34 protein-coding genes and 1 tRNA gene are annotated in these 15,512 nt (G+C 55.4%); 34 read left to right on the top strand and 1 reads right to left on the bottom strand.

Annotation, left to right across the window (positions count from 1 at the left end; translation table 11 throughout):
• Positions 1-22: 22 nt before the first annotated feature.
• The 19 genes from AUR04nite_RS00165 (at position 23) to AUR04nite_RS00085 (ending at position 8,404) form a co-directional block, all read left to right on the top strand.
• The gene (locus AUR04nite_RS00165) at positions 23-538 is read left to right on the top strand and encodes a hypothetical protein (protein WP_141360731.1); all 516 of its coding nucleotides are present in this window, start codon (positions 23-25) and stop codon (positions 536-538) included.
• Positions 538-813, top strand: coding sequence for a hypothetical protein (locus AUR04nite_RS00160; protein ID WP_141360729.1), 276 nt, complete (start codon positions 538-540; stop codon positions 811-813). Before AUR04nite_RS00165 ends, AUR04nite_RS00160 begins: the two co-directional genes overlap by 1 nt.
• 125 nt (positions 814-938) lie before the next feature.
• A complete protein-coding gene (locus tag AUR04nite_RS00155; protein WP_141360728.1) occupies positions 939-1,691 on the top strand; it encodes a hypothetical protein in 753 nt (250 codons plus the stop codon).
• 128 nt (positions 1,692-1,819) lie between these two features.
• Complete coding sequence (locus tag AUR04nite_RS00150; RefSeq protein WP_141360726.1) at positions 1,820-2,209, top strand: hypothetical protein; 390 nt, start codon at positions 1,820-1,822, stop codon at positions 2,207-2,209.
• Positions 2,210-2,303: 94 nt separating this feature from the next.
• Positions 2,304-2,483, top strand: a complete 180-nt coding sequence (locus tag AUR04nite_RS00145) for a hypothetical protein (protein ID WP_141360724.1) — start codon at positions 2,304-2,306, stop codon at positions 2,481-2,483.
• A gap of 191 nt (positions 2,484-2,674) precedes the next feature.
• Positions 2,675-2,926 carry a hypothetical protein gene (locus tag AUR04nite_RS00140; RefSeq protein WP_141360722.1) on the top strand — a complete coding sequence of 84 codons (252 nt, stop codon included), beginning with the start codon at positions 2,675-2,677 and terminating at the stop codon, positions 2,924-2,926.
• Positions 2,927-3,077: 151 nt separating this feature from the next.
• Complete coding sequence (locus AUR04nite_RS00135) at positions 3,078-3,521, top strand: hypothetical protein (RefSeq protein WP_141360720.1); 444 nt, start codon at positions 3,078-3,080, stop codon at positions 3,519-3,521.
• Between the two features lie 2 nt (positions 3,522-3,523).
• Complete coding sequence (locus AUR04nite_RS00130) at positions 3,524-3,814, top strand: hypothetical protein (RefSeq protein WP_141360718.1); 291 nt, start codon at positions 3,524-3,526, stop codon at positions 3,812-3,814.
• Entirely contained in the window at positions 3,811-4,107 is a 297-nt protein-coding gene (locus AUR04nite_RS00125; protein ID WP_141360716.1) for a hypothetical protein, read from the top strand. Before AUR04nite_RS00130 ends, AUR04nite_RS00125 begins: the two co-directional genes overlap by 4 nt.
• Positions 4,108-4,197: 90 nt before the next feature.
• Positions 4,198-4,527, top strand: coding sequence for a hypothetical protein (locus AUR04nite_RS00120; protein WP_141360715.1), 330 nt, complete (start codon positions 4,198-4,200; stop codon positions 4,525-4,527).
• Complete coding sequence (locus tag AUR04nite_RS00115) at positions 4,520-4,756, top strand: DUF7446 family protein (RefSeq protein WP_141360713.1); 237 nt, start codon at positions 4,520-4,522, stop codon at positions 4,754-4,756. The genes AUR04nite_RS00120 and AUR04nite_RS00115 overlap by 8 nt, the downstream gene beginning before the upstream one ends.
• Before the next feature lie 159 nt (positions 4,757-4,915).
• Complete coding sequence (locus tag AUR04nite_RS17780; RefSeq protein ID WP_170184014.1) at positions 4,916-5,086, top strand: hypothetical protein; 171 nt, start codon at positions 4,916-4,918, stop codon at positions 5,084-5,086.
• Entirely contained in the window at positions 5,070-5,609 is a 540-nt protein-coding gene (locus tag AUR04nite_RS00110) for a hypothetical protein (protein ID WP_141360711.1), read from the top strand. The genes AUR04nite_RS17780 and AUR04nite_RS00110 overlap by 17 nt, the downstream gene beginning before the upstream one ends.
• A complete protein-coding gene (locus tag AUR04nite_RS00105; protein ID WP_141360709.1) occupies positions 5,609-5,902 on the top strand; it encodes a hypothetical protein in 294 nt (97 codons plus the stop codon). Before AUR04nite_RS00110 ends, AUR04nite_RS00105 begins: the two co-directional genes overlap by 1 nt.
• Positions 5,903-5,975: 73 nt before the next feature.
• Positions 5,976-6,329, top strand: coding sequence for a hypothetical protein (locus AUR04nite_RS00100; protein WP_141360707.1), 354 nt, complete (start codon positions 5,976-5,978; stop codon positions 6,327-6,329).
• Positions 6,326-7,297 carry a class 1b ribonucleoside-diphosphate reductase subunit beta gene (nrdF, locus tag AUR04nite_RS00095; protein ID WP_141360705.1) on the top strand — a complete coding sequence of 324 codons (972 nt, stop codon included), beginning with the start codon at positions 6,326-6,328 and terminating at the stop codon, positions 7,295-7,297. Before AUR04nite_RS00100 ends, nrdF begins: the two co-directional genes overlap by 4 nt.
• Positions 7,298-7,465: a hypothetical protein gene (locus AUR04nite_RS17775; protein ID WP_170184013.1), complete on the top strand. Its 168-nt coding sequence runs from the start codon at positions 7,298-7,300 to the stop codon at positions 7,463-7,465.
• On the top strand, positions 7,452-7,982 hold the full coding sequence (locus tag AUR04nite_RS00090; protein ID WP_141360703.1) for a phosphatase domain-containing protein: 531 nt from the start codon (positions 7,452-7,454) through the stop codon (positions 7,980-7,982). Before AUR04nite_RS17775 ends, AUR04nite_RS00090 begins: the two co-directional genes overlap by 14 nt.
• An 8-nt stretch (positions 7,983-7,990) precedes the next feature.
• Positions 7,991-8,404, top strand: coding sequence for a hypothetical protein (locus AUR04nite_RS00085; RefSeq protein ID WP_141360701.1), 414 nt, complete (start codon positions 7,991-7,993; stop codon positions 8,402-8,404).
• Positions 8,405-8,476: 72 nt separating this feature from the next.
• Here the strand turns inward: AUR04nite_RS00085 and AUR04nite_RS00080 are convergent, their stop codons facing one another.
• Positions 8,477-9,256 carry a hypothetical protein gene (locus tag AUR04nite_RS00080; protein ID WP_141360699.1) on the bottom strand — a complete coding sequence of 260 codons (780 nt, stop codon included), beginning with the start codon at positions 9,254-9,256 and terminating at the stop codon, positions 8,477-8,479.
• A gap of 69 nt (positions 9,257-9,325) precedes the next feature.
• On the opposite strand from AUR04nite_RS00080, the gene AUR04nite_RS00075 reads away from it, so the two are divergent.
• The 15 genes from AUR04nite_RS00075 to AUR04nite_RS00005 all read left to right on the top strand — a co-directional run bounded on the left by AUR04nite_RS00075 (position 9,326) and on the right by AUR04nite_RS00005 (position 15,509).
• A complete protein-coding gene (locus AUR04nite_RS00075; protein WP_141360697.1) occupies positions 9,326-10,003 on the top strand; it encodes a hypothetical protein in 678 nt (225 codons plus the stop codon).
• Between the two features lie 12 nt (positions 10,004-10,015).
• A complete protein-coding gene (locus AUR04nite_RS00070) occupies positions 10,016-10,627 on the top strand; it encodes a hypothetical protein (RefSeq protein ID WP_141360696.1) in 612 nt (203 codons plus the stop codon).
• The gene (locus AUR04nite_RS00065) at positions 10,627-10,926 is read left to right on the top strand and encodes a hypothetical protein (protein WP_141360694.1); all 300 of its coding nucleotides are present in this window, start codon (positions 10,627-10,629) and stop codon (positions 10,924-10,926) included. The genes AUR04nite_RS00070 and AUR04nite_RS00065 overlap by 1 nt, the downstream gene beginning before the upstream one ends.
• On the top strand, positions 10,923-11,285 hold the full coding sequence (locus AUR04nite_RS00060; protein ID WP_141360691.1) for a hypothetical protein: 363 nt from the start codon (positions 10,923-10,925) through the stop codon (positions 11,283-11,285). The genes AUR04nite_RS00065 and AUR04nite_RS00060 overlap by 4 nt, the downstream gene beginning before the upstream one ends.
• Entirely contained in the window at positions 11,285-11,575 is a 291-nt protein-coding gene (locus AUR04nite_RS00055; protein ID WP_141360689.1) for a hypothetical protein, read from the top strand. The genes AUR04nite_RS00060 and AUR04nite_RS00055 overlap by 1 nt, the downstream gene beginning before the upstream one ends.
• Positions 11,575-11,892 (top strand): hypothetical protein, encoded by a 318-nt coding sequence (locus AUR04nite_RS00050; protein WP_218024604.1) that lies wholly within the window; start codon positions 11,575-11,577, stop codon positions 11,890-11,892. The genes AUR04nite_RS00055 and AUR04nite_RS00050 overlap by 1 nt, the downstream gene beginning before the upstream one ends.
• A complete protein-coding gene (locus AUR04nite_RS00045; protein WP_141360687.1) occupies positions 11,892-12,290 on the top strand; it encodes a hypothetical protein in 399 nt (132 codons plus the stop codon). Before AUR04nite_RS00050 ends, AUR04nite_RS00045 begins: the two co-directional genes overlap by 1 nt.
• Complete coding sequence (locus AUR04nite_RS00040) at positions 12,290-12,583, top strand: hypothetical protein (protein WP_141360685.1); 294 nt, start codon at positions 12,290-12,292, stop codon at positions 12,581-12,583. Before AUR04nite_RS00045 ends, AUR04nite_RS00040 begins: the two co-directional genes overlap by 1 nt.
• Before the next feature lie 22 nt (positions 12,584-12,605).
• A complete protein-coding gene (locus AUR04nite_RS00035) occupies positions 12,606-13,220 on the top strand; it encodes a hypothetical protein (protein ID WP_141360683.1) in 615 nt (204 codons plus the stop codon).
• On the top strand, positions 13,220-13,627 hold the full coding sequence (locus tag AUR04nite_RS00030; protein ID WP_141360682.1) for a DUF7432 family protein: 408 nt from the start codon (positions 13,220-13,222) through the stop codon (positions 13,625-13,627). The genes AUR04nite_RS00035 and AUR04nite_RS00030 overlap by 1 nt, the downstream gene beginning before the upstream one ends.
• Entirely contained in the window at positions 13,617-14,048 is a 432-nt protein-coding gene (locus tag AUR04nite_RS00025) for a hypothetical protein (RefSeq protein WP_141360680.1), read from the top strand. The genes AUR04nite_RS00030 and AUR04nite_RS00025 overlap by 11 nt, the downstream gene beginning before the upstream one ends.
• Complete coding sequence (gene thyA, locus AUR04nite_RS00020) at positions 14,048-14,887, top strand: thymidylate synthase (protein WP_141360678.1); 840 nt, start codon at positions 14,048-14,050, stop codon at positions 14,885-14,887. Before AUR04nite_RS00025 ends, thyA begins: the two co-directional genes overlap by 1 nt.
• A 51-nt stretch (positions 14,888-14,938) precedes the next feature.
• Complete coding sequence (locus tag AUR04nite_RS00015; protein ID WP_141360676.1) at positions 14,939-15,118, top strand: hypothetical protein; 180 nt, start codon at positions 14,939-14,941, stop codon at positions 15,116-15,118.
• A 12-nt stretch (positions 15,119-15,130) separates the two neighbouring features.
• Complete coding sequence (locus AUR04nite_RS00010) at positions 15,131-15,304, top strand: helix-turn-helix transcriptional regulator (protein ID WP_141360674.1); 174 nt, start codon at positions 15,131-15,133, stop codon at positions 15,302-15,304.
• Between the two features lie 132 nt (positions 15,305-15,436).
• Positions 15,437-15,509 (top strand) — tRNA-Ala (locus tag AUR04nite_RS00005).
• Positions 15,510-15,512: the final 3 nt, after the last annotated feature.

The following is a 15,512-nucleotide window of genomic DNA, read 5'->3' as shown; positions in this document are numbered from 1 at the left end:
ATAACACTTGGAAGGTGTAGAAATGTCTGCAAAGTTTGAGCGTGAGCCGATCACGCTGGAATTGTTGGGCGCTGAAATGACCATGAAGCGCTCGGTGCACGTTGATCACTGGGTGCAAATCGAGTTCGTGACTTGCGAGTCCTTGACGATCAATGGCATCGAGTACGGCGGTTACTTCCGCATTGAGAAGCGTCACAATGGTGATGCTCTGACGCTGGACCTGGCAGGTATGAACCGCAAGGGCGTTATGGGTGGAATCGTCGGCATGACTGACGCTGCCCGTGTGAAGCTGGTGGACGCGTTCAAGTCTGAGGTGTTCCCTAACATTGTCATCCCTTCGCACGAGGAGATGGCTGATGCGATTCTTGACGAGTACCGCTCGAAGGGTGGCTCGCTTGCGTCTGAGTTGTTGCGTGATGCGAGGTCGTCGACCTATCGGAATCGTGAACACGCCGGATATGTCAATGACATTGAGGTGCGCGAGGCAATGGTCGCCGGGTTCGTCGCCTACATGGCTGAGAACGGGGTGTCGCTCTAATGGCAACTGCTGAAGTCATTGAGCGCGCTAGCTTGATTGACCATGTGCTGCTGAAGGCTAAGACGATTCCTGAAGCGCGTAAGCGTTTGCGGGAGATTGTGAAGCCGATTCCACCTGAGCCAGGTTTCATGGGCTGGCACGCTGCTACTGAGCTCGACAAGGGCGCGTTTGAGCATCTGCTGGGCGAACCGTTCCCGGCTGATGTGAAGGGCGACGAGTCCGCTTATATCCGCTCGATGCTGGTGCGCCGGTACGTGAAGAACGGGCAACTGTAACAACGATTAGAAGGGTTTCATCACGCCCAAACGTGACTAGTCGCTGACAAGTCATGGTGTGGGTGTGGTGATGCCGTGCTAATGGCTAAACACAATTCTGAATGAGTCTGGAAGGACTGCACGAAATGACTGAGAACGTCGAAACCCTGAACACCGTAAGTCTGACGATGGCAAGCGGTGACATGCTGAACTTGTTGGGAAACTCGTTCCCGTTCACGGCAAAGAACTCACCGCATCACGCGCTTGAGTTCGTGAACCTGATGCCCGGTAACGCCACCATTGAAGCGCTGGCGACGGATCAATACCGGATTGCGCGCGCTGAACTGCCATTGTTGAACGTCACTGGCGATCTGGACGGCGTGCGATTGTTGTTGCATCGCACCGCTGCTGAACAGTTCACTAAGGCGCTGAAGCCTCTGAAGCGTGAGCTTGCTAAGCGTTCCGACCTTGGCGACGTGGTGGACTTGGGAGTTAGCGCTCATCAGCTGGCGACGCTCACGGCAACAATCGCTGTGGCGCTGGATCGGCGCTACGTGAGCGCGTGGAAACTCGAATGGCATGGTGGCAGCTCACAGGTTAGCAATGAGCTAAACAGCGCCGTCGACTTCCCCCGTATCAAGCAACTGATTACTGACATTCCGGCCGGTAATGACGCGTTTGGGTTGTTGGTATTCAATCCCGCTCTGATGGCTACGTTCATGAAGGTCACTGACCTGACGCCTGGCAAGTCGAACATTCCAATGGCTGTCATTGGTGCCGAGGATCGTCGCAAGCCGATGACGATTCAGTACGGCGATTGGTTCACCGGGTTGTTGATGCCAGTGAAGGAAGTCCATCAAGGATTCCGCTATGGCGCGCCAGTCGACCATGCCGCCTAACCTCTCCCCCTGATCTAACCCACTGACCTAGTGCGGTTCGGTGGTGCTCACGTTTCCTAAACCTTCCAAGGCGTGAGCGCCTGCCGTGTCTCCCTAGAGCCAACCCAATTTGAAAGAGAGAAACAACCATGAAGAAAGTTCTAGCAACGTCTGCTGCAGTCGCCTTATTGTTGGTCGGCTGTGCCCCTGCGCAGGCTGACACGGTGCGCGACGTGACCTCTGAGCCGTTCGAAAGCGTTGCTGTCGGTGACGTTTCCGAGTCGCTGCCGGAAGTCCGTGAAGCTCTGACCGAGTACGACATGCGGGTGATTGTCCGCGACACCATGACTGAATTGTTGGACGCGTCCGCAACGTTCGAAACGTCCTTCGAGTTTGAGCGGGACATTCTGGTGTGCGAGTTGTTGCACCAGGTCCCGGTCGACGTTGACGATCCAACCTATGACGACTACCCAGAAGGGGACGCGCTGTCGGATTGTGTGAATGGCACGATTGCCGCCCATGAAATGTACGCCGAATAACCCTCTATAGCAACGCTTGATGCGCCATGATTCCCGCGACTCATGGCGCGTTATGTGTCTCTAAGACCAAACACAATCGAAAGGACTGAGCAGCATGGAACTCGGAGAGCTGATCACTGTTGCCGCTGGGCTAAATGAGTACGCGAATGATGAAGACGTGAATGGCGAGTACCTTCGCGGGCAAGTCGAGCTGATCATGTACCTCATGGGACTTGACACGCAAGTCTGGTACGACCCAATTGAGGCGATGATCCTCGGCAAAGTAAAGCTGTAGTCGTGCCCTGGATTATCAAGCAAGACTCGCGCATCGTTGGCACGCTCCCCCAATACCTTTACGGCAGTGTGCGCATGAGCAACCGCAACCATGCGACCCGGTACGCCTGCAAGGCTGACGCTGACAGGTTCGCTGAGGTTGTGGCAGCCGGTAACACGGTCTGCGTGATCACCGTCGAGGAGTTCTAAGCCATGAAGATCGTAGCGAAAACTGAAATGAGCGCACCGTTCCCGCCGGATGTTGACGGCAAAGAGCAGTGGGCTCCGGGCCGAGTCGTTCTGTTGAATGGCCTTCCGTATCGCGTGGGATACGCCGAGATGGAGGGCAAGCCGGGTGAAGGCTTCACGGAAATCCAGCTAACCCCGATCCCGTTCATAGCAATCCTTGATCCTGGAGAGCAGCTTGAGTACGTCACCGAATGGGCTGAGGTTCCCGATGCCTGAGTTTCTGGCGTGGCTGTTCAGCCCAGACGTCAACGCTGCCGACCTCATAGCACTGTTTGGGGCCGGCTATTTCGCAATCATCCTATGCACACCAGTAGCCGAATGGCCTGCATGGTGGGCACGAATTTTCAACCGAAAGGAATCCTAAGAAATGACTACCAAGATTGAAGACTTGAGAGCTGCTCAGGTCGTTGAAGCCGTGCGCAAGCTTGCTGAAGAGCGCCCCGATTTTGTGTACGCTGACCAGCCGGAGCGCGTAGCATTCCGCGAAGCGCACCCAGGAATGAAGGAATGCTCCTACCTTGGCGCTTATGTCCCTTCGGAAATTGACCCGACCTTTGCGTCTTACGAAGGTGAAGGGTGCATCGTTGGCCAGGCGCTGGCGCGACTCGGTGTGAGTCGCGATGACCTAGTTGAAGTCGAAGGAGAGTCGGCCAAATACGTGATGGTCGGCAACTCCATGCCACTAACCTATGAGCCGGGTTGGTTGTCTGTTGTGCAGTCCGAGCAGGACGAGGGGCGCAGTTGGGCTGAAGCGGTGGCTAGGGGCGACGAGGCTTACCTCTCGAAGCCCCCAGCATTGGAGGGCAACTAATCATGGGCGTACATGCCGCATTGGACACTGACGTCCAAGACTTGCAAATCATGGTGCGCACCAACCGCAACGCGCACTTGAACACCTCCGCGTCTGTCGACAGCGACGAGGCCGGACTGGATCAGCGGAACCAGCTGCTCACCAAGCTGATGCGCGCCGGATGGATCGCGCCAACCTATGTTGACGCACTCAAACACAAGCTCCGTACTGGCGACCCTAGGGGCGCTCTGACGCTCCTGTGTGACGTGATCGGCTTGGACGCTGGACTGGTCCTGGAAGAGGTGCCAGCATGAGCGGCGCACTGTTCCCGCCACCGTCCCATTTCATCCCGGTACAGTCCAAGCCCCTGCATAGGGGCGCTCAGCATATCTACAAGTTCCCTAACGGCTTTGGCGCGTCCGTGATCTGCACCATGTATAGCCGTGGAGGCCCAAATGGCTTGTGGGAACTCGGCGTTCTCGACGAACTAGGTGACTTGACTTACTCCACGCCCATCACTGACGACGTGATCGGGTACTTGGAGGACGAAGAGGTGTGCGAACTATTGACGCGTATCAACGCCCTATCGAGAGAGGTGACAGCGTGAGTGCCTACGAAGAGGTAGAAGAAGCTTGGATGAATGGCGACATTAGCTACGCCGAAGCCTGTGAAATCGCAGAAGAGATGGGGTTCTGAAATGCCTGCACTACAGGTAGACGAAAAGGTTATCGAGCAGGCAGCGCGCGACAATCGGCACGCCTTGTACGACCGCGAGATGCCAGCGTTCTGGGGATTCTCTAGCGAGTCGGACGCACAGGACTACGGCTTTGAAGAAGGTGCTAAGTGGGCGCTAGAACAGCTTGCGCACCACCTTGAATCCAGCGACGAACGGATTGCCGCATGGGATTGGCTTTGCCGGCACCCGGCATTTAGGCCGTGCTACCAGGTGGACAAGCCACTCGCGGATGCAATGAGTGAGCGACTAAGCGAACTGCTGAGCGCCGAGAAGGAGCTGGAAGATGGCTAGAAAGATTGGCATCCAGGCCCAGCGCTTCGCGCAGAACATCGAAGCCGGATTCTTGAATGACGCCGGAACATTGTTCGTCGGCAACAAGCAGGACGTCACTGACCAGTGCATCGGCGCGGTCGCTGAGTTCGTCGAACAGAACTATGAGGGTTCGGTGGAGTTCGAATGGCCGAACATCGACTACAAGGTCGAAATCAAAGTGACTAGAGGAAGCAAGGAGGAACGCTAATGAGCCCCGACTTGGTGTATTACATACTGCTCGGCGTTCTAGTTGGAGTCGCCATCGGCTTTATGGCGTCGTGGGGTGGTCACTGATGATCCTACTAATCGTTTGCGTACTTGCAGGCTTAGCAGTCGGCGCAGGCCTTCTATCCAGGATGGAGCTGTCATGAGCCACGGAGCTGACTACGGCATGATGCGCCGTGAAAACCTTGCCCTGAAGCTTGCATTGACACACCTGCAAGTCAATGAGTCTGACGTTGCACCAGCCCACAAGGAGACGCTAATCGCCGAGTGGTTGCCGGTAGCTGAAATGGCCTTGCATGAAATCTTGGAATAATCACGAGTTTTCACCGCACGAAAAAGGCACGCCGTACATTACCGCGCTTCGACAGCCGGGCCGCGACGGCGTGCCTTTTGCTGAGCACATCAACACTGTGACGGCGCGTCATCCGGGGCGCTGGATACTCGTTCGTGCTGCCATGGGCAACTCGAAACCATCTGGCGCATTGCGCCCTGGTGTGGTGTTGCATCGCAAGTATTTTGAGGTCGTTCAAACCGTCAACGGCATAGGATATACTCGAAGCCATGTTCGAACATACGCTCACGACGGTTCGAACACTGACCCTCTAGAGTTGAAGCGCCAAGCCGACTCGCTGCCCGAACCCACATTTGACGTGCCGTTAGATGACTGGGTGAAACGACTACACCTACCGCAAGTGGACATGACCGATGGAGGATTCGAATGGACGTTCGAAGAACTACAATCCGCAACGAACCTCGCCATGCTCTCACTTCACAGCGGAAAACCGCTCCGCAACCTCATCAGAACAGAAACGCTTAGAAAGAACCGAACAACCTAATGCAGTTGAGCGTCAACAACCTCAAGCCAAAGAACATTGGCCAGACCGTGAGCTTCACCTACGACCCGAACGGCGAAGGAGCCGACGACCCAGACCTGGTTGAGGTCATGGGAGTTCTTGAAGGCGTCAAGAAACGTGGGGACGAAGTGGTCCTGGTAGTCGCTGGCGAAGAGTTCCCTTTGACCCCTGAAGAGCAGGTCGACATGATTCGCTCCACCGTCTTGTCGAAGCTGTATTTCATCGAGTGCGAATACCTCAAGCAGCAGGACGGCGAAGCCGACCCAGAAGACTAACAAGCCTTCAACCAGAAACGACCATGAATTATTCGTGGTCGTTTTTTCATACCCAAAAAGCGAAAGGAACCCAATGGACGAATTGCCACGCGAACATACCAAGCATGTCGAAGAAATCCCTAAAAGCTACAAGGCCTTCCAATGGGACGGCACCAAGGGCGGCGGCGAGTGGATCGCGGAACAGCTAAACAAGCTGCGCGCACTCGACCGCCCCAACATCACCGCACACATTAGCTCCAAGGGCGAGCTCACCATCTTTGATGTACCGCTAGGCTCCTGGTCAAGCGACCCCAAAATGCGCGAAGGTGACTGGATTCTTGCCAGCCTAGACGACGGCGATGGCAATCTGGCGCTCACTCACGTGACCAACCAGTGGATGTTCACTGAGAACTACCGCGAGGTTTCTGAAGCCGAGGTGGCGGCATGACCTTCCGAGCCACCAATTGGAACCGCATCGAAGACAAGAAGGACCTGGAGATTTGGAACCGCCTCACGTCCAACTTCTGGCTGCCAGAAAAGGTGCCAGTATCTAACGACATTCAGTCGTGGGGAACTCTGACCGCCCCCGAACGCCTTATGACCATGCGAGTGTTGACTGGCCTTACGATGCTGGACACCTTGCAAGGCACTGTCGGTGCAGTATCTTTGATCCCCGACGCGATGACCCCTCACGAAGAGGCCGTGTACACCAACATCGCATTCATGGAGTCGGTGCACGCCAAGTCCTACAGCTCCATCTTCTCCACGTTGTCGTCAACGAAAGAGATTGACGATGCCTTCCGCTGGTCTGAAGAGAATCAGCAGTTGCAGAACAAGGCCAGCATCATTCAGTCCTACTACAAGGGCTATGATCCGCTGAAGAAGAAGGTGGCGTCAACGCTGCTTGAATCATTCTTGTTCTACTCGGGCTTCTACGCTCCCCTGCGCTGGGCAACCATGTCCAAGCTGACCAACACCGCTGACATGATTCGTCTGATCATGCGTGATGAAGCTGTTCACGGCTATTACATCGGCTACAAGTATCAGCAACAGCAGCTCAAGGACTTGGACTTCGGCCCCGATCCACGCCCTGACCGGACTCGTGAAGAGCTCAAGGCGTGGACGTACGACCTGCTCATGGAGCTGTACGAGAACGAGGTCAAGTACACCCACGACTTGTATGACGAAATCGGCTGGTCTGAAGACGTCATCAAGTTCCTGCACTACAACGCCAACAAGGCACTCATGAACCTGGGCTACGACCCAATGTTCCCCGCGTCCATAACCAACTTCTCCCCCTCAGTGATGGCAGCGCTCACCAACGACTCAGAGAACCATGACTTCTTCAGTGGCTCCGGCAGCTCGTACGTGATCGGTGACGCCGAGGCCACCCGCGACGAAGATTGGGACTTCTAAATGGCGTACATGGGAGATGCGAACTATGGCGTATGCCCTTCCGATGGCTCATGTGGCTGTGATGATTCGCTGACTAGCGAGGACTACCCGGAGCCGTTGGAGCTCGAAGACGCCTTCGTTGAGGCGTACAACCCTAACCGATTGGAGGAAATCAATGTCGAAGCCTAAGGCCGTGATTCACGACTTGGACGGCGCTTTGTGCGACACCTCAAGCGTTGTCCACTTCGTTGACAAAACACACAAGGACTTCACCAGGAAAGACTTGGATGCATTTCATCGCGGCTCGATGGACTGCCCGCCCAACCAGTTCCTTACCGAGGAATGGCTCAAGGCGAAGAATGATGGCGTCAAATGCATTGTGCTGACCGGACGCCCGGAGAAGTGGCGTCGGGAAACCACATGGTGGCTGATGCGTAATGGCTTCTACGCCGACCATCACATTCACCGCATGGACGGCGACAAGCGCCCAGCGTATGTGGTGAAGGAGGAGGTGCTGCTTGAGCTTCAGGAGCACTACGAGATTGTGTACGCCTACGACGACGATCCACGCGTGATCGCCATGTACGAACGCAACGAGATTCCGCACTACCAGGTGCCGGGATGGCCGTTGCTGAATGGTGCGCCAATCCTGCCGGCAACCGAGGAAAAGGACGACGGCGAAGCGATGGGGCTGGTAGCAGCATGACCGCCGTAATGGAGAACCTGCGCCGTATCGCCAGCGAGGCCACTCAAGGCGAATGGAAAGCGCCGAAGCACGAATACGCATCAGCCGATGAGTATGCCGTTGACCGAGTGAAATCCAGCGAAGGCATCGAGGTCATCGGCCAGCTTGGCTGTGGTTGCTGCGACGTCGGCCTTGAAATCAGCGAAGCCGACGCCAAGTTCCTTGAAACGTTCCACCCTCAACGGGTCCTGGCGCTGCTTGCCGAGCTGGAAAAGCTTGACAGTTCATTCCTGATGGAGCGCGACCAGCGCAAGCACGCCGAGGAGCAAGTCAAGCGTGTAAAGCGTTTGGCCGACGATGCCAAGACGCGAAAGATTCACGAACAGTGGATAGCGCCCGAAGCTATCCATGAAGAACTAGAAAGGAAAACGATCTGGTCATGAATGGGTGCATAAACTTCTAGTCCTCCTTGAGCACCATAGCTGCATGCGCTCAAGGAGGACTAGGTGGGAAAGCTAGGCGACAGGTAGGTCGTGATCGTCAACATTATTGACATCTGGGGCAACAACATCCGTTGTAAACGCGCCCTCGATTGCGCCCATTACGGCGTCGCCGAGGATATCGCCACCAGCTCCGGTGAAGGCGCCGAATCCTATTGCACCAAGTGTACGTTTTAGGAACTTAATAAACTTCTTTTGCTCTGGGCCCTGAGAGTTTTTCGCACAGATGGCCAACATCCCAATTAGTGCAGCAGCCTTGGAGATTATGGCATCACTGTCTACGGGCATTCGATCCAGTTCAGCCCTTAGGTGTCGGACTTGAACGCGAATAGCCTTTATGTAGTCCGAGTCATTAGCTGGGTCGCCGAGCTCTTGCTCTATCTGTTGAAGCTCTGCTCGAAGGGTGGAGAAGGACTCGTCTGTCAACGTGTGGCTGGCATTGCTCGCAGATGTGATGCTCTGAGAAATCATGCGAAGCATGCTCACTTCAACTTTCGATGGAGTTGCGTATCCGCCACTTCCTCGGAACGAGTTTATTACGTCCAGCAGTGACCAGATGACCTGCTCTATATCTGGTTGGTTGTTGATGATTCTTTGGCTAGAGGGAAGAGAGAAGTAAATCCCCAGTTCCATATCAGCGCTAGAGCATAGTCGCTTTGCTATCACGTCATCCCGTGACGCTCCGGCTCCGGCAGCTCTCCTAAAAGCTTTTAGTGGATTCTCTCCCGTGATGCGCGTTTCGTCAATTGCCTCAAAGCAGTCTGCGATGGTATCTAGTGCTGTTCGCTGGTTCAATTCATCTCCTTGTGTTTTTTTGAATTATCCCATGCTTCTGATTTTTCTCGATAAAAGAAAGGATCATATTTGACGGTTTCAATCCACCCTAAAGACTTGGCAGAAGTCTTCGACAATGTTCAAGCCTTGTGTTTGGATAAACAAGCTGTTTTCAATGAGGTCGTAAAAATCTGTTGGGGCAGTAAGCGCCTCACAGTTTACGGTCGCGGACGATACACAGCGTCTAAAGAGAACCGCGAAGTTCTCATAGAGCCTTCCAATTCGGAGGGCTTTTTTCATGCCCATATCCAAGACGTGAAAGACGTCGCTTCAGTCCTCAAAAAGGTTGAGGGCGCTGGTCGCGCCGGAACAGTCGTAACCATGCAGCTCATCAATGGTGAGCTTGTGATTCGTTCCGGCGCTGAAGACCTGGCAGTCCTCACCGACGCCGACCCGCAACGCCTCACCGAATCAACGGACGACGAGGTGGGTTTGTGGGAAGAGATTGACGACGTGCTTCAACGCACGCCAACGCCCGTACCGGCCATTGCGTTCACCCGCGACCTCATCGCGCGTGTGACCAAGTGCCGTGCGGGCAAGCCCAACCAGGCCCAAGACGTCTTCGACTTCGCACAGCTTGGAGGCAACACGATAGGCGTCAAATTTGGCGCACACCTCACCATGCTGCTCGAAGCCATCGAACGTAAAGGCTACGAGAGCGGCGGCAAATACTCAGATGGCCCCGGAGAGCCCGGAGCACTCTTTTAGAAAGGAATCAGATTGACCGAGATTGTTATCGACCCAGCAACCGGATTGCCGGAACTTCCCGAGAACCACTTCTGGGAAGTTGAGCGAAGCGACCACCACTACGGCTGGGTAAGTGGTGGGTACTACGGCGCAGGTTTCTACGAATATGAAGGTGAAGCGTACCTCGTCACCATCAAGGAACGCGCCACTCGCACCGAAACCAAGGAGGTGAAGTCGAAGAATCCATCTTGGCATTGGTGGAACAGCGAGCCTGAATACCTCTACACGACCGAGGCTAAAGAGGTTGAGCGTGAAATTCGAGTTGCCAGAAAGCGCGTCGTCCGCATCAAAGACTTGAGCGAACTTACTGAGCGGGAAGAAGTCGAACTTCGCGCACGTCTCAATCTGACCATTGATGAGCTAGATGCCAGCAAGGATTCCTGGAACGACTACGCAACCACGCCAGCTCGCGCCATTGAGCTCATGGACTTTAGTCTCACCGAAGAGTCGATCCTGCGCACAGCCAAGGAAGTGTACGCCGAGTTCATCGAAGACCAGGAGCGCGAAGCCAAGGAAAAGGCCGACCGGGAGCGCATTGACAAGCTTGTCGGCGCTTACCCTCCGAAGAGCCTGGTGGTGGCCTAATGGCACTGAGCGATTACGACTACCCGCCCGAAGAGTTCCCACCGCTGCCTGATGGCTTGTTCTGGGACGTGCGTGAGTCACACATGATGCAGTGGCGGGAACTTCAGCTTCGCCGAAAGAGGCTTATCGGTTCAAAGAAGGTCGGCTGGTGGGTTATCCACTCAAAGAACAGTGCCTTCGGGGATGATCTTCAGGAACTTCGTCGCTGGATCAAGTTTGCAATGAGTCGACAGAAAGTCCGCAGAATCTGCCGCGAAATGGACGCCATCAACCAACACAGAAAGGGTGCCAAAGCTTGAGCGAGGCAATCAAGATCGACGAAACTACAGGCTTGCCAGAGCTGCCAGAAGGCCACTTCTGGAATGTACTTGAAGGCCACTACAACGTTGGCCTGGAAATCCGCAAGCATCGCAAACGGTTCGGATCCAAAGTGATCATCAGCGGTGTCGTTCGACGCATTCGTGACGATGGTGAAGAGTTCTACCTCAGCACCGCCGTCGACGGGGTTAGCGATGAAGACTTCACGCCTGAAGCGATCTTCTACAGTGCCAAGTTGCTACTGAACGAATGGCGTAAACGTGATGCCACGATCCTCCGCTACGAGGAGAACAAGAAGCTACTGGGCGCCTACCCGCCTAAGAAGTTGGAGGTCAAGTAATGCGCCAAGAAGTGCGAAACATGGCTCAAGGCATTGCAAGTGAACTGCTCGAAGGCCTTGATTTCATGACCATCTTCGAGATTCAAGAAGAGTACGAGCTTGAACTGACCGAAGAAGAGGCCAAGTGGATTCTTAGCGCTGTCAGCGGCGCTCGAACCACGCTTGACCCGAAGGTTGCAGGGAAGATCAAACGCCTTCAGTACGCGGTCACGAAACTGGCCGGTGGTGCAGGTGTCGACATTTCGGAGCTCATCGAAGATAGCTTTCTCCAAGAGGAGGACATGGACTAGTGGCAGTGCCAATCAAGTACCGCAAGATGCCTGTCGAGGTCGAGGCGATGCAGTGGGACGGAACGGCCCTTGGAGGCCTCGAAGTTGTTCAATGGATGGCGCTGAATGACGCTATGGCGACCTACATGGCGGCTCAGCCGGAAGGCGAATCTGACGGCTTCACTATTCCAGGATGCCCAGCCCAAATCTACCTCGAAACCCTTGAGGGAACGATGGCAGCTACCGAAGGTGACTACATCATCAGGGGCGTGGCTGGCGAGTTCTACCCTTGCAACCCAGACATTTTCCACAAGACCTACGAGTTGGTGAACGCCTAATGGACTTCGAGCGCAAGATCAAATGGATCGAACACGAAGCCAAGGACGCGCTGGACAAGCTTGAAAGCATCAAGGCTGACCTCGTTGAGGCGCAGACCAAGACCGAAAAGCTTCTAGCTATCGCGGAATCTGTTGGCGTAACTGTGATCAGCATCGGCAAGAAGCATCCCGCCATCGACTCAACAGGTGATTTCCCGTTCGGCGCTAGCGGCTCGATATTCACGCCACTCGACGACAGGCACAATGGTTGGCCAGCAGCGTGGCATATCGCCGAGAAGGCTGGCGTATCGCAAGGTGGCGGCAATTCTGGCCAGCATCAAGCGGACACATCAAAGCTAGTCGACGGTGTTTACGAACTCCGCAACGGCAACTGGGCTCGAATCGACTTGGAGGACTAATGGCGATCAACTACAAGACTGTCATCCCTGGCAGGATGCCGATGGAGAAGGTTCACCTGAACGCCTCTCACGCATCCAACGCGCTCTTCTACCACTCGCGGTACACGCGCTTCGGTCGCATCGAACTGTTCGCCCAGGAACCTAACGGCGAGTGGATTCCCGTGTGGGCGAAGGAACCCGGCGAAGAGATTGCGTCTGGTGGCCCATGGAAGGACGCCATGCGTGCCTACGAGCTCATGGCCGAGAGCGCACCCAAGTGCCCCACTTGTGGGCAGAAAACCCCAAACAACTAACCCATCCTTGAAAGGAATCGTTATGCGATTGAAGAAGACTATCGCCCTTGCATCCGTTGCGGGCCTCACCGCCCTCAGCTTGGCCGCATGTGGGCCAGCACAGGAACCCACCGGGCAGTACAAGCAGGTTGAACAGAAGGCGGCATCGAAGACCGCCTACATCCCGAAGAACGACACCGAGCTGGACAACTACAACAAGGCGCAGGAGCTCTACGACGACCCTGCGGCAATCCAGTTCTGCACCGCTTTCCCGTCCAGCAACAGTGCCCCAATCGTGACGACTCCGATTGCTGGCAAGCTGACCACTTCGTCGACCACGTTCTTCAACCCACAAGAACCATTTGGTGGCGAGTTTCAGGGTCAGGGCATGGTGACGCTGCCTAAGCGTTCCGTTGACGGCCTGTACCACGGCGACAGCTTCTACCGTTACGGCTTCACGCCAGGTGGCCAGTATGTCGACTTCTCCAACAGCCTCGAACTCATGTGCACCACCGCGCTCACCGAGTTCCAGCGCCAGAAGACTTTCGTTGAAGGTGTCGACACCGACAAGGACGTCTCCAAGCTTCAGGCTGAAGCTGAGCAGGCTTTGAAGGACGGCGACAACGCCAAGGCCACCAAGATTCTTGGGGGCAAGTAGTGGCGCGCCCATCCAGCTTTAGCGACGTAGATGCTTGGCGTCGATCAGACGACAACATTGCAAGCATCGACCTCACCAGCGTTGAACTGAGCGCAAAGACCGCGCTCGTCTACGTCAAGGTTGCAGAGCTTGGCGAACTGCTCGAAGCGTGCGGGCTCAAAGTCGAAATGTCCGGGGCAGGCCTAAAGGCAACCCGCGCCAAGTCACCACTAGAGCTCACGCGAATGCTAGAGGCTGAACAGAAGTCATGGGATGAGGCTCGCAAGAAATACCTTGAGGCCATCCAAGACCCGGCCAGCATTGAGAATGATTGGCTTCGTCAGTCGATTGACCGGCACGCAAAGAACGAAGGGATGCCGCCAGTCGAATGGCCGGCAGAACCAGAAGAAGAGGACGATGAAGACTAAACCAGCCTTGAAGTACGCAGCACTCGCAACAGCGGGTGCTTTTCTTTTGAGCGGATGCAGTGTCGTCAGCTCATGGGTTGGTGAAGGCAAAAAGGTTGTCAGCGCCCCGCACGTCACCGAGCAGTACGAGGTCGTCATTGACCACTACAACTCGATGATCGCAGCAGCAAACAACGCCTGCAACGCAATCACCACCGCAAAGAACGACCGCTCGTCAACCATCGTTGAAGACCCTGCGATGGCTTACAAGGCCACGTTCCGCAAGATTCAGGCAGAGTACGGCAACGCCCTCGACAACGTGTTCAAGGCGGGGCTGGTCGGCCCTCAGGGTTACCCGTCAGCCGACGCGGTACGCAACCTGGACACCCGAGACTTCTGCCTTGTCGGCGAAGACCTCATCCACATGCGCGGAGGTAATTAGTGGAGGCTGACTTCGCATACCATAAAGCCCTAAGCCTCGTGCTGAGCATCGGTGAAGAGCGCGAAGACCGCACAGGTGTTGGAACCAAGTCGGCTTTTGGAGTGAACCTAGAGTTCGACAACACCGACACGCTGCCAATCATCACCACGAAGAACGTTCACTTCAAGAGCGTCATTGGAGAGCTCCTATGGATGCTCAGTGGCTCGACGCACGTGGGCGATCTGCGCGACAAGTACGGCGTCACGATCTGGGATGAATGGCAGGGCTGGGACGGAACCATCGGCCCCGGCTATGGCGCACAGTGGCGACGCGCATGGTGGACTGAAGCGCCGGTCAACCCTTATTCGCCAGTGAGTGTTCGAAAGATCGACCAGATGCAGAACCTCATCGACGGCATCAGGGCCGACCCGTTCTCACGACGACACATCGTCAACTCGTGGAACGTCGGACAGATCGACCAAATGGCCCTCCCGCCGTGCCACACGTTCTTCCAGTGCTATGTGACCAAGCACGGCTACCTTGACCTTCAGCTCTACCAGCGTAGTTCTGACATGTTCTTGGGCCTGCCGTTCAACATCACCCAGTACGCAGTACTTCAGCGCATCATCGCGCAGCAGACCGGCTACAAACCTGGATGGCTTCACATTCAGATTGGTGACGCGCACATCTACCAGAACCACATGGATCAGGTGGACGAGCTAATGGGTCGCCTGTTCGTTGACTGCGCCCCACGCCTTGAGATAACCCCTCAAGAATCCATCGACGACTACAAGCCTGAGCACTTCAAGCTCACCGGCTACGAGTCTCACCCAGCCATCAAGGCTCCCGTGGCCGTCTAAGGCCACACCAACCCACAACCCCATTCATTTCCCGAAAGGAAACCATACACTTTGGCTAAGATCACCAAGGGCACTAAGTTCCAGTTCCACTCCACCGATGCAACCGGCATCATCAAGGAGTACTCCCCCTCGAACGTCTCGTACTCTTGGAAGCACGACGAGAACGAACGCACCTACAACATGTCGAAGGATCGCTTCGATAAGCTGCTTGCAGTCGTTCTTGCCGACTAGCAGTGACATGTCATGACTAGTCTGTTGACGCGGAAACAGGTCGCCGAAATGTTAGGTGTGAGTGTGCGTTGGCTCGAAGAGAATCGTGCCGATGGCCCACCGTACTACCAGCTTGGTGATCGTACTGTTCGCTATGACGAAGCGGATGTTTTGAACTGGCTCCGGCAGCGTAGACGCACCTATTAGGGTGTCCAAATAATGTCCACGTGTAGCTGGGTGTATAGTGTTTTGATGTACCTGCATGTGGTTGCTTGCTTGTCAAGCACTTAATGCGAGACGCCCCATATCCCGCGTAATCATGCGGTTTATGGGGCGTCGGGGGCTATAGCTCAGTTGGTAGAGCGCATCGTTCGCAATGATGAGGTCAGGGGTTCAATTCCCCTTAGCTCCACAA

Source organism: Glutamicibacter uratoxydans (genome assembly GCF_006539925.1).
GTDB classification, from domain to species: Bacteria; Actinomycetota; Actinomycetes; order Actinomycetales; family Micrococcaceae; genus Glutamicibacter; species Glutamicibacter uratoxydans.
The sequence above is the reverse complement of the archived record's forward strand: the minus strand, read 5'-3'. Positions and strand labels throughout refer to the sequence as shown.

Coding starts and splice junctions, on each gene's coding strand:
- AUR04nite_RS00165 (WP_141360731.1), top strand. CDS start 23: ATGTCTGCAAAGTTTGAGCGTGAGCCGATCACGCTGGAATTGTTGGGC.
- AUR04nite_RS00160 (WP_141360729.1), top strand. CDS start 538: ATGGCAACTGCTGAAGTCATTGAGCGCGCTAGCTTGATTGACCATGTG.
- AUR04nite_RS00155 (WP_141360728.1), top strand. CDS start 939: ATGACTGAGAACGTCGAAACCCTGAACACCGTAAGTCTGACGATGGCA.
- AUR04nite_RS00150 (WP_141360726.1), top strand. CDS start 1,820: ATGAAGAAAGTTCTAGCAACGTCTGCTGCAGTCGCCTTATTGTTGGTC.
- AUR04nite_RS00145 (WP_141360724.1), top strand. CDS start 2,304: ATGGAACTCGGAGAGCTGATCACTGTTGCCGCTGGGCTAAATGAGTAC.
- AUR04nite_RS00140 (WP_141360722.1), top strand. CDS start 2,675: ATGAAGATCGTAGCGAAAACTGAAATGAGCGCACCGTTCCCGCCGGAT.
- AUR04nite_RS00135 (WP_141360720.1), top strand. CDS start 3,078: ATGACTACCAAGATTGAAGACTTGAGAGCTGCTCAGGTCGTTGAAGCC.
- AUR04nite_RS00130 (WP_141360718.1), top strand. CDS start 3,524: ATGGGCGTACATGCCGCATTGGACACTGACGTCCAAGACTTGCAAATC.
- AUR04nite_RS00125 (WP_141360716.1), top strand. CDS start 3,811: ATGAGCGGCGCACTGTTCCCGCCACCGTCCCATTTCATCCCGGTACAG.
- AUR04nite_RS00120 (WP_141360715.1), top strand. CDS start 4,198: ATGCCTGCACTACAGGTAGACGAAAAGGTTATCGAGCAGGCAGCGCGC.
- AUR04nite_RS00115 (WP_141360713.1), top strand. CDS start 4,520: ATGGCTAGAAAGATTGGCATCCAGGCCCAGCGCTTCGCGCAGAACATC.
- AUR04nite_RS17780 (WP_170184014.1), top strand. CDS start 4,916: ATGAGCCACGGAGCTGACTACGGCATGATGCGCCGTGAAAACCTTGCC.
- AUR04nite_RS00110 (WP_141360711.1), top strand. CDS start 5,070: ATGAAATCTTGGAATAATCACGAGTTTTCACCGCACGAAAAAGGCACG.
- AUR04nite_RS00105 (WP_141360709.1), top strand. CDS start 5,609: ATGCAGTTGAGCGTCAACAACCTCAAGCCAAAGAACATTGGCCAGACC.
- AUR04nite_RS00100 (WP_141360707.1), top strand. CDS start 5,976: ATGGACGAATTGCCACGCGAACATACCAAGCATGTCGAAGAAATCCCT.
- nrdF (WP_141360705.1), top strand. CDS start 6,326: ATGACCTTCCGAGCCACCAATTGGAACCGCATCGAAGACAAGAAGGAC.
- AUR04nite_RS17775 (WP_170184013.1), top strand. CDS start 7,298: ATGGCGTACATGGGAGATGCGAACTATGGCGTATGCCCTTCCGATGGC.
- AUR04nite_RS00090 (WP_141360703.1), top strand. CDS start 7,452: ATGTCGAAGCCTAAGGCCGTGATTCACGACTTGGACGGCGCTTTGTGC.
- AUR04nite_RS00085 (WP_141360701.1), top strand. CDS start 7,991: ATGGAGAACCTGCGCCGTATCGCCAGCGAGGCCACTCAAGGCGAATGG.
- AUR04nite_RS00065 (WP_141360694.1), top strand. CDS start 10,627: ATGGCACTGAGCGATTACGACTACCCGCCCGAAGAGTTCCCACCGCTG.
- AUR04nite_RS00055 (WP_141360689.1), top strand. CDS start 11,285: ATGCGCCAAGAAGTGCGAAACATGGCTCAAGGCATTGCAAGTGAACTG.
- AUR04nite_RS00045 (WP_141360687.1), top strand. CDS start 11,892: ATGGACTTCGAGCGCAAGATCAAATGGATCGAACACGAAGCCAAGGAC.
- AUR04nite_RS00040 (WP_141360685.1), top strand. CDS start 12,290: ATGGCGATCAACTACAAGACTGTCATCCCTGGCAGGATGCCGATGGAG.
- AUR04nite_RS00035 (WP_141360683.1), top strand. CDS start 12,606: ATGCGATTGAAGAAGACTATCGCCCTTGCATCCGTTGCGGGCCTCACC.
- AUR04nite_RS00025 (WP_141360680.1), top strand. CDS start 13,617: ATGAAGACTAAACCAGCCTTGAAGTACGCAGCACTCGCAACAGCGGGT.
- AUR04nite_RS00010 (WP_141360674.1), top strand. CDS start 15,131: ATGACTAGTCTGTTGACGCGGAAACAGGTCGCCGAAATGTTAGGTGTG.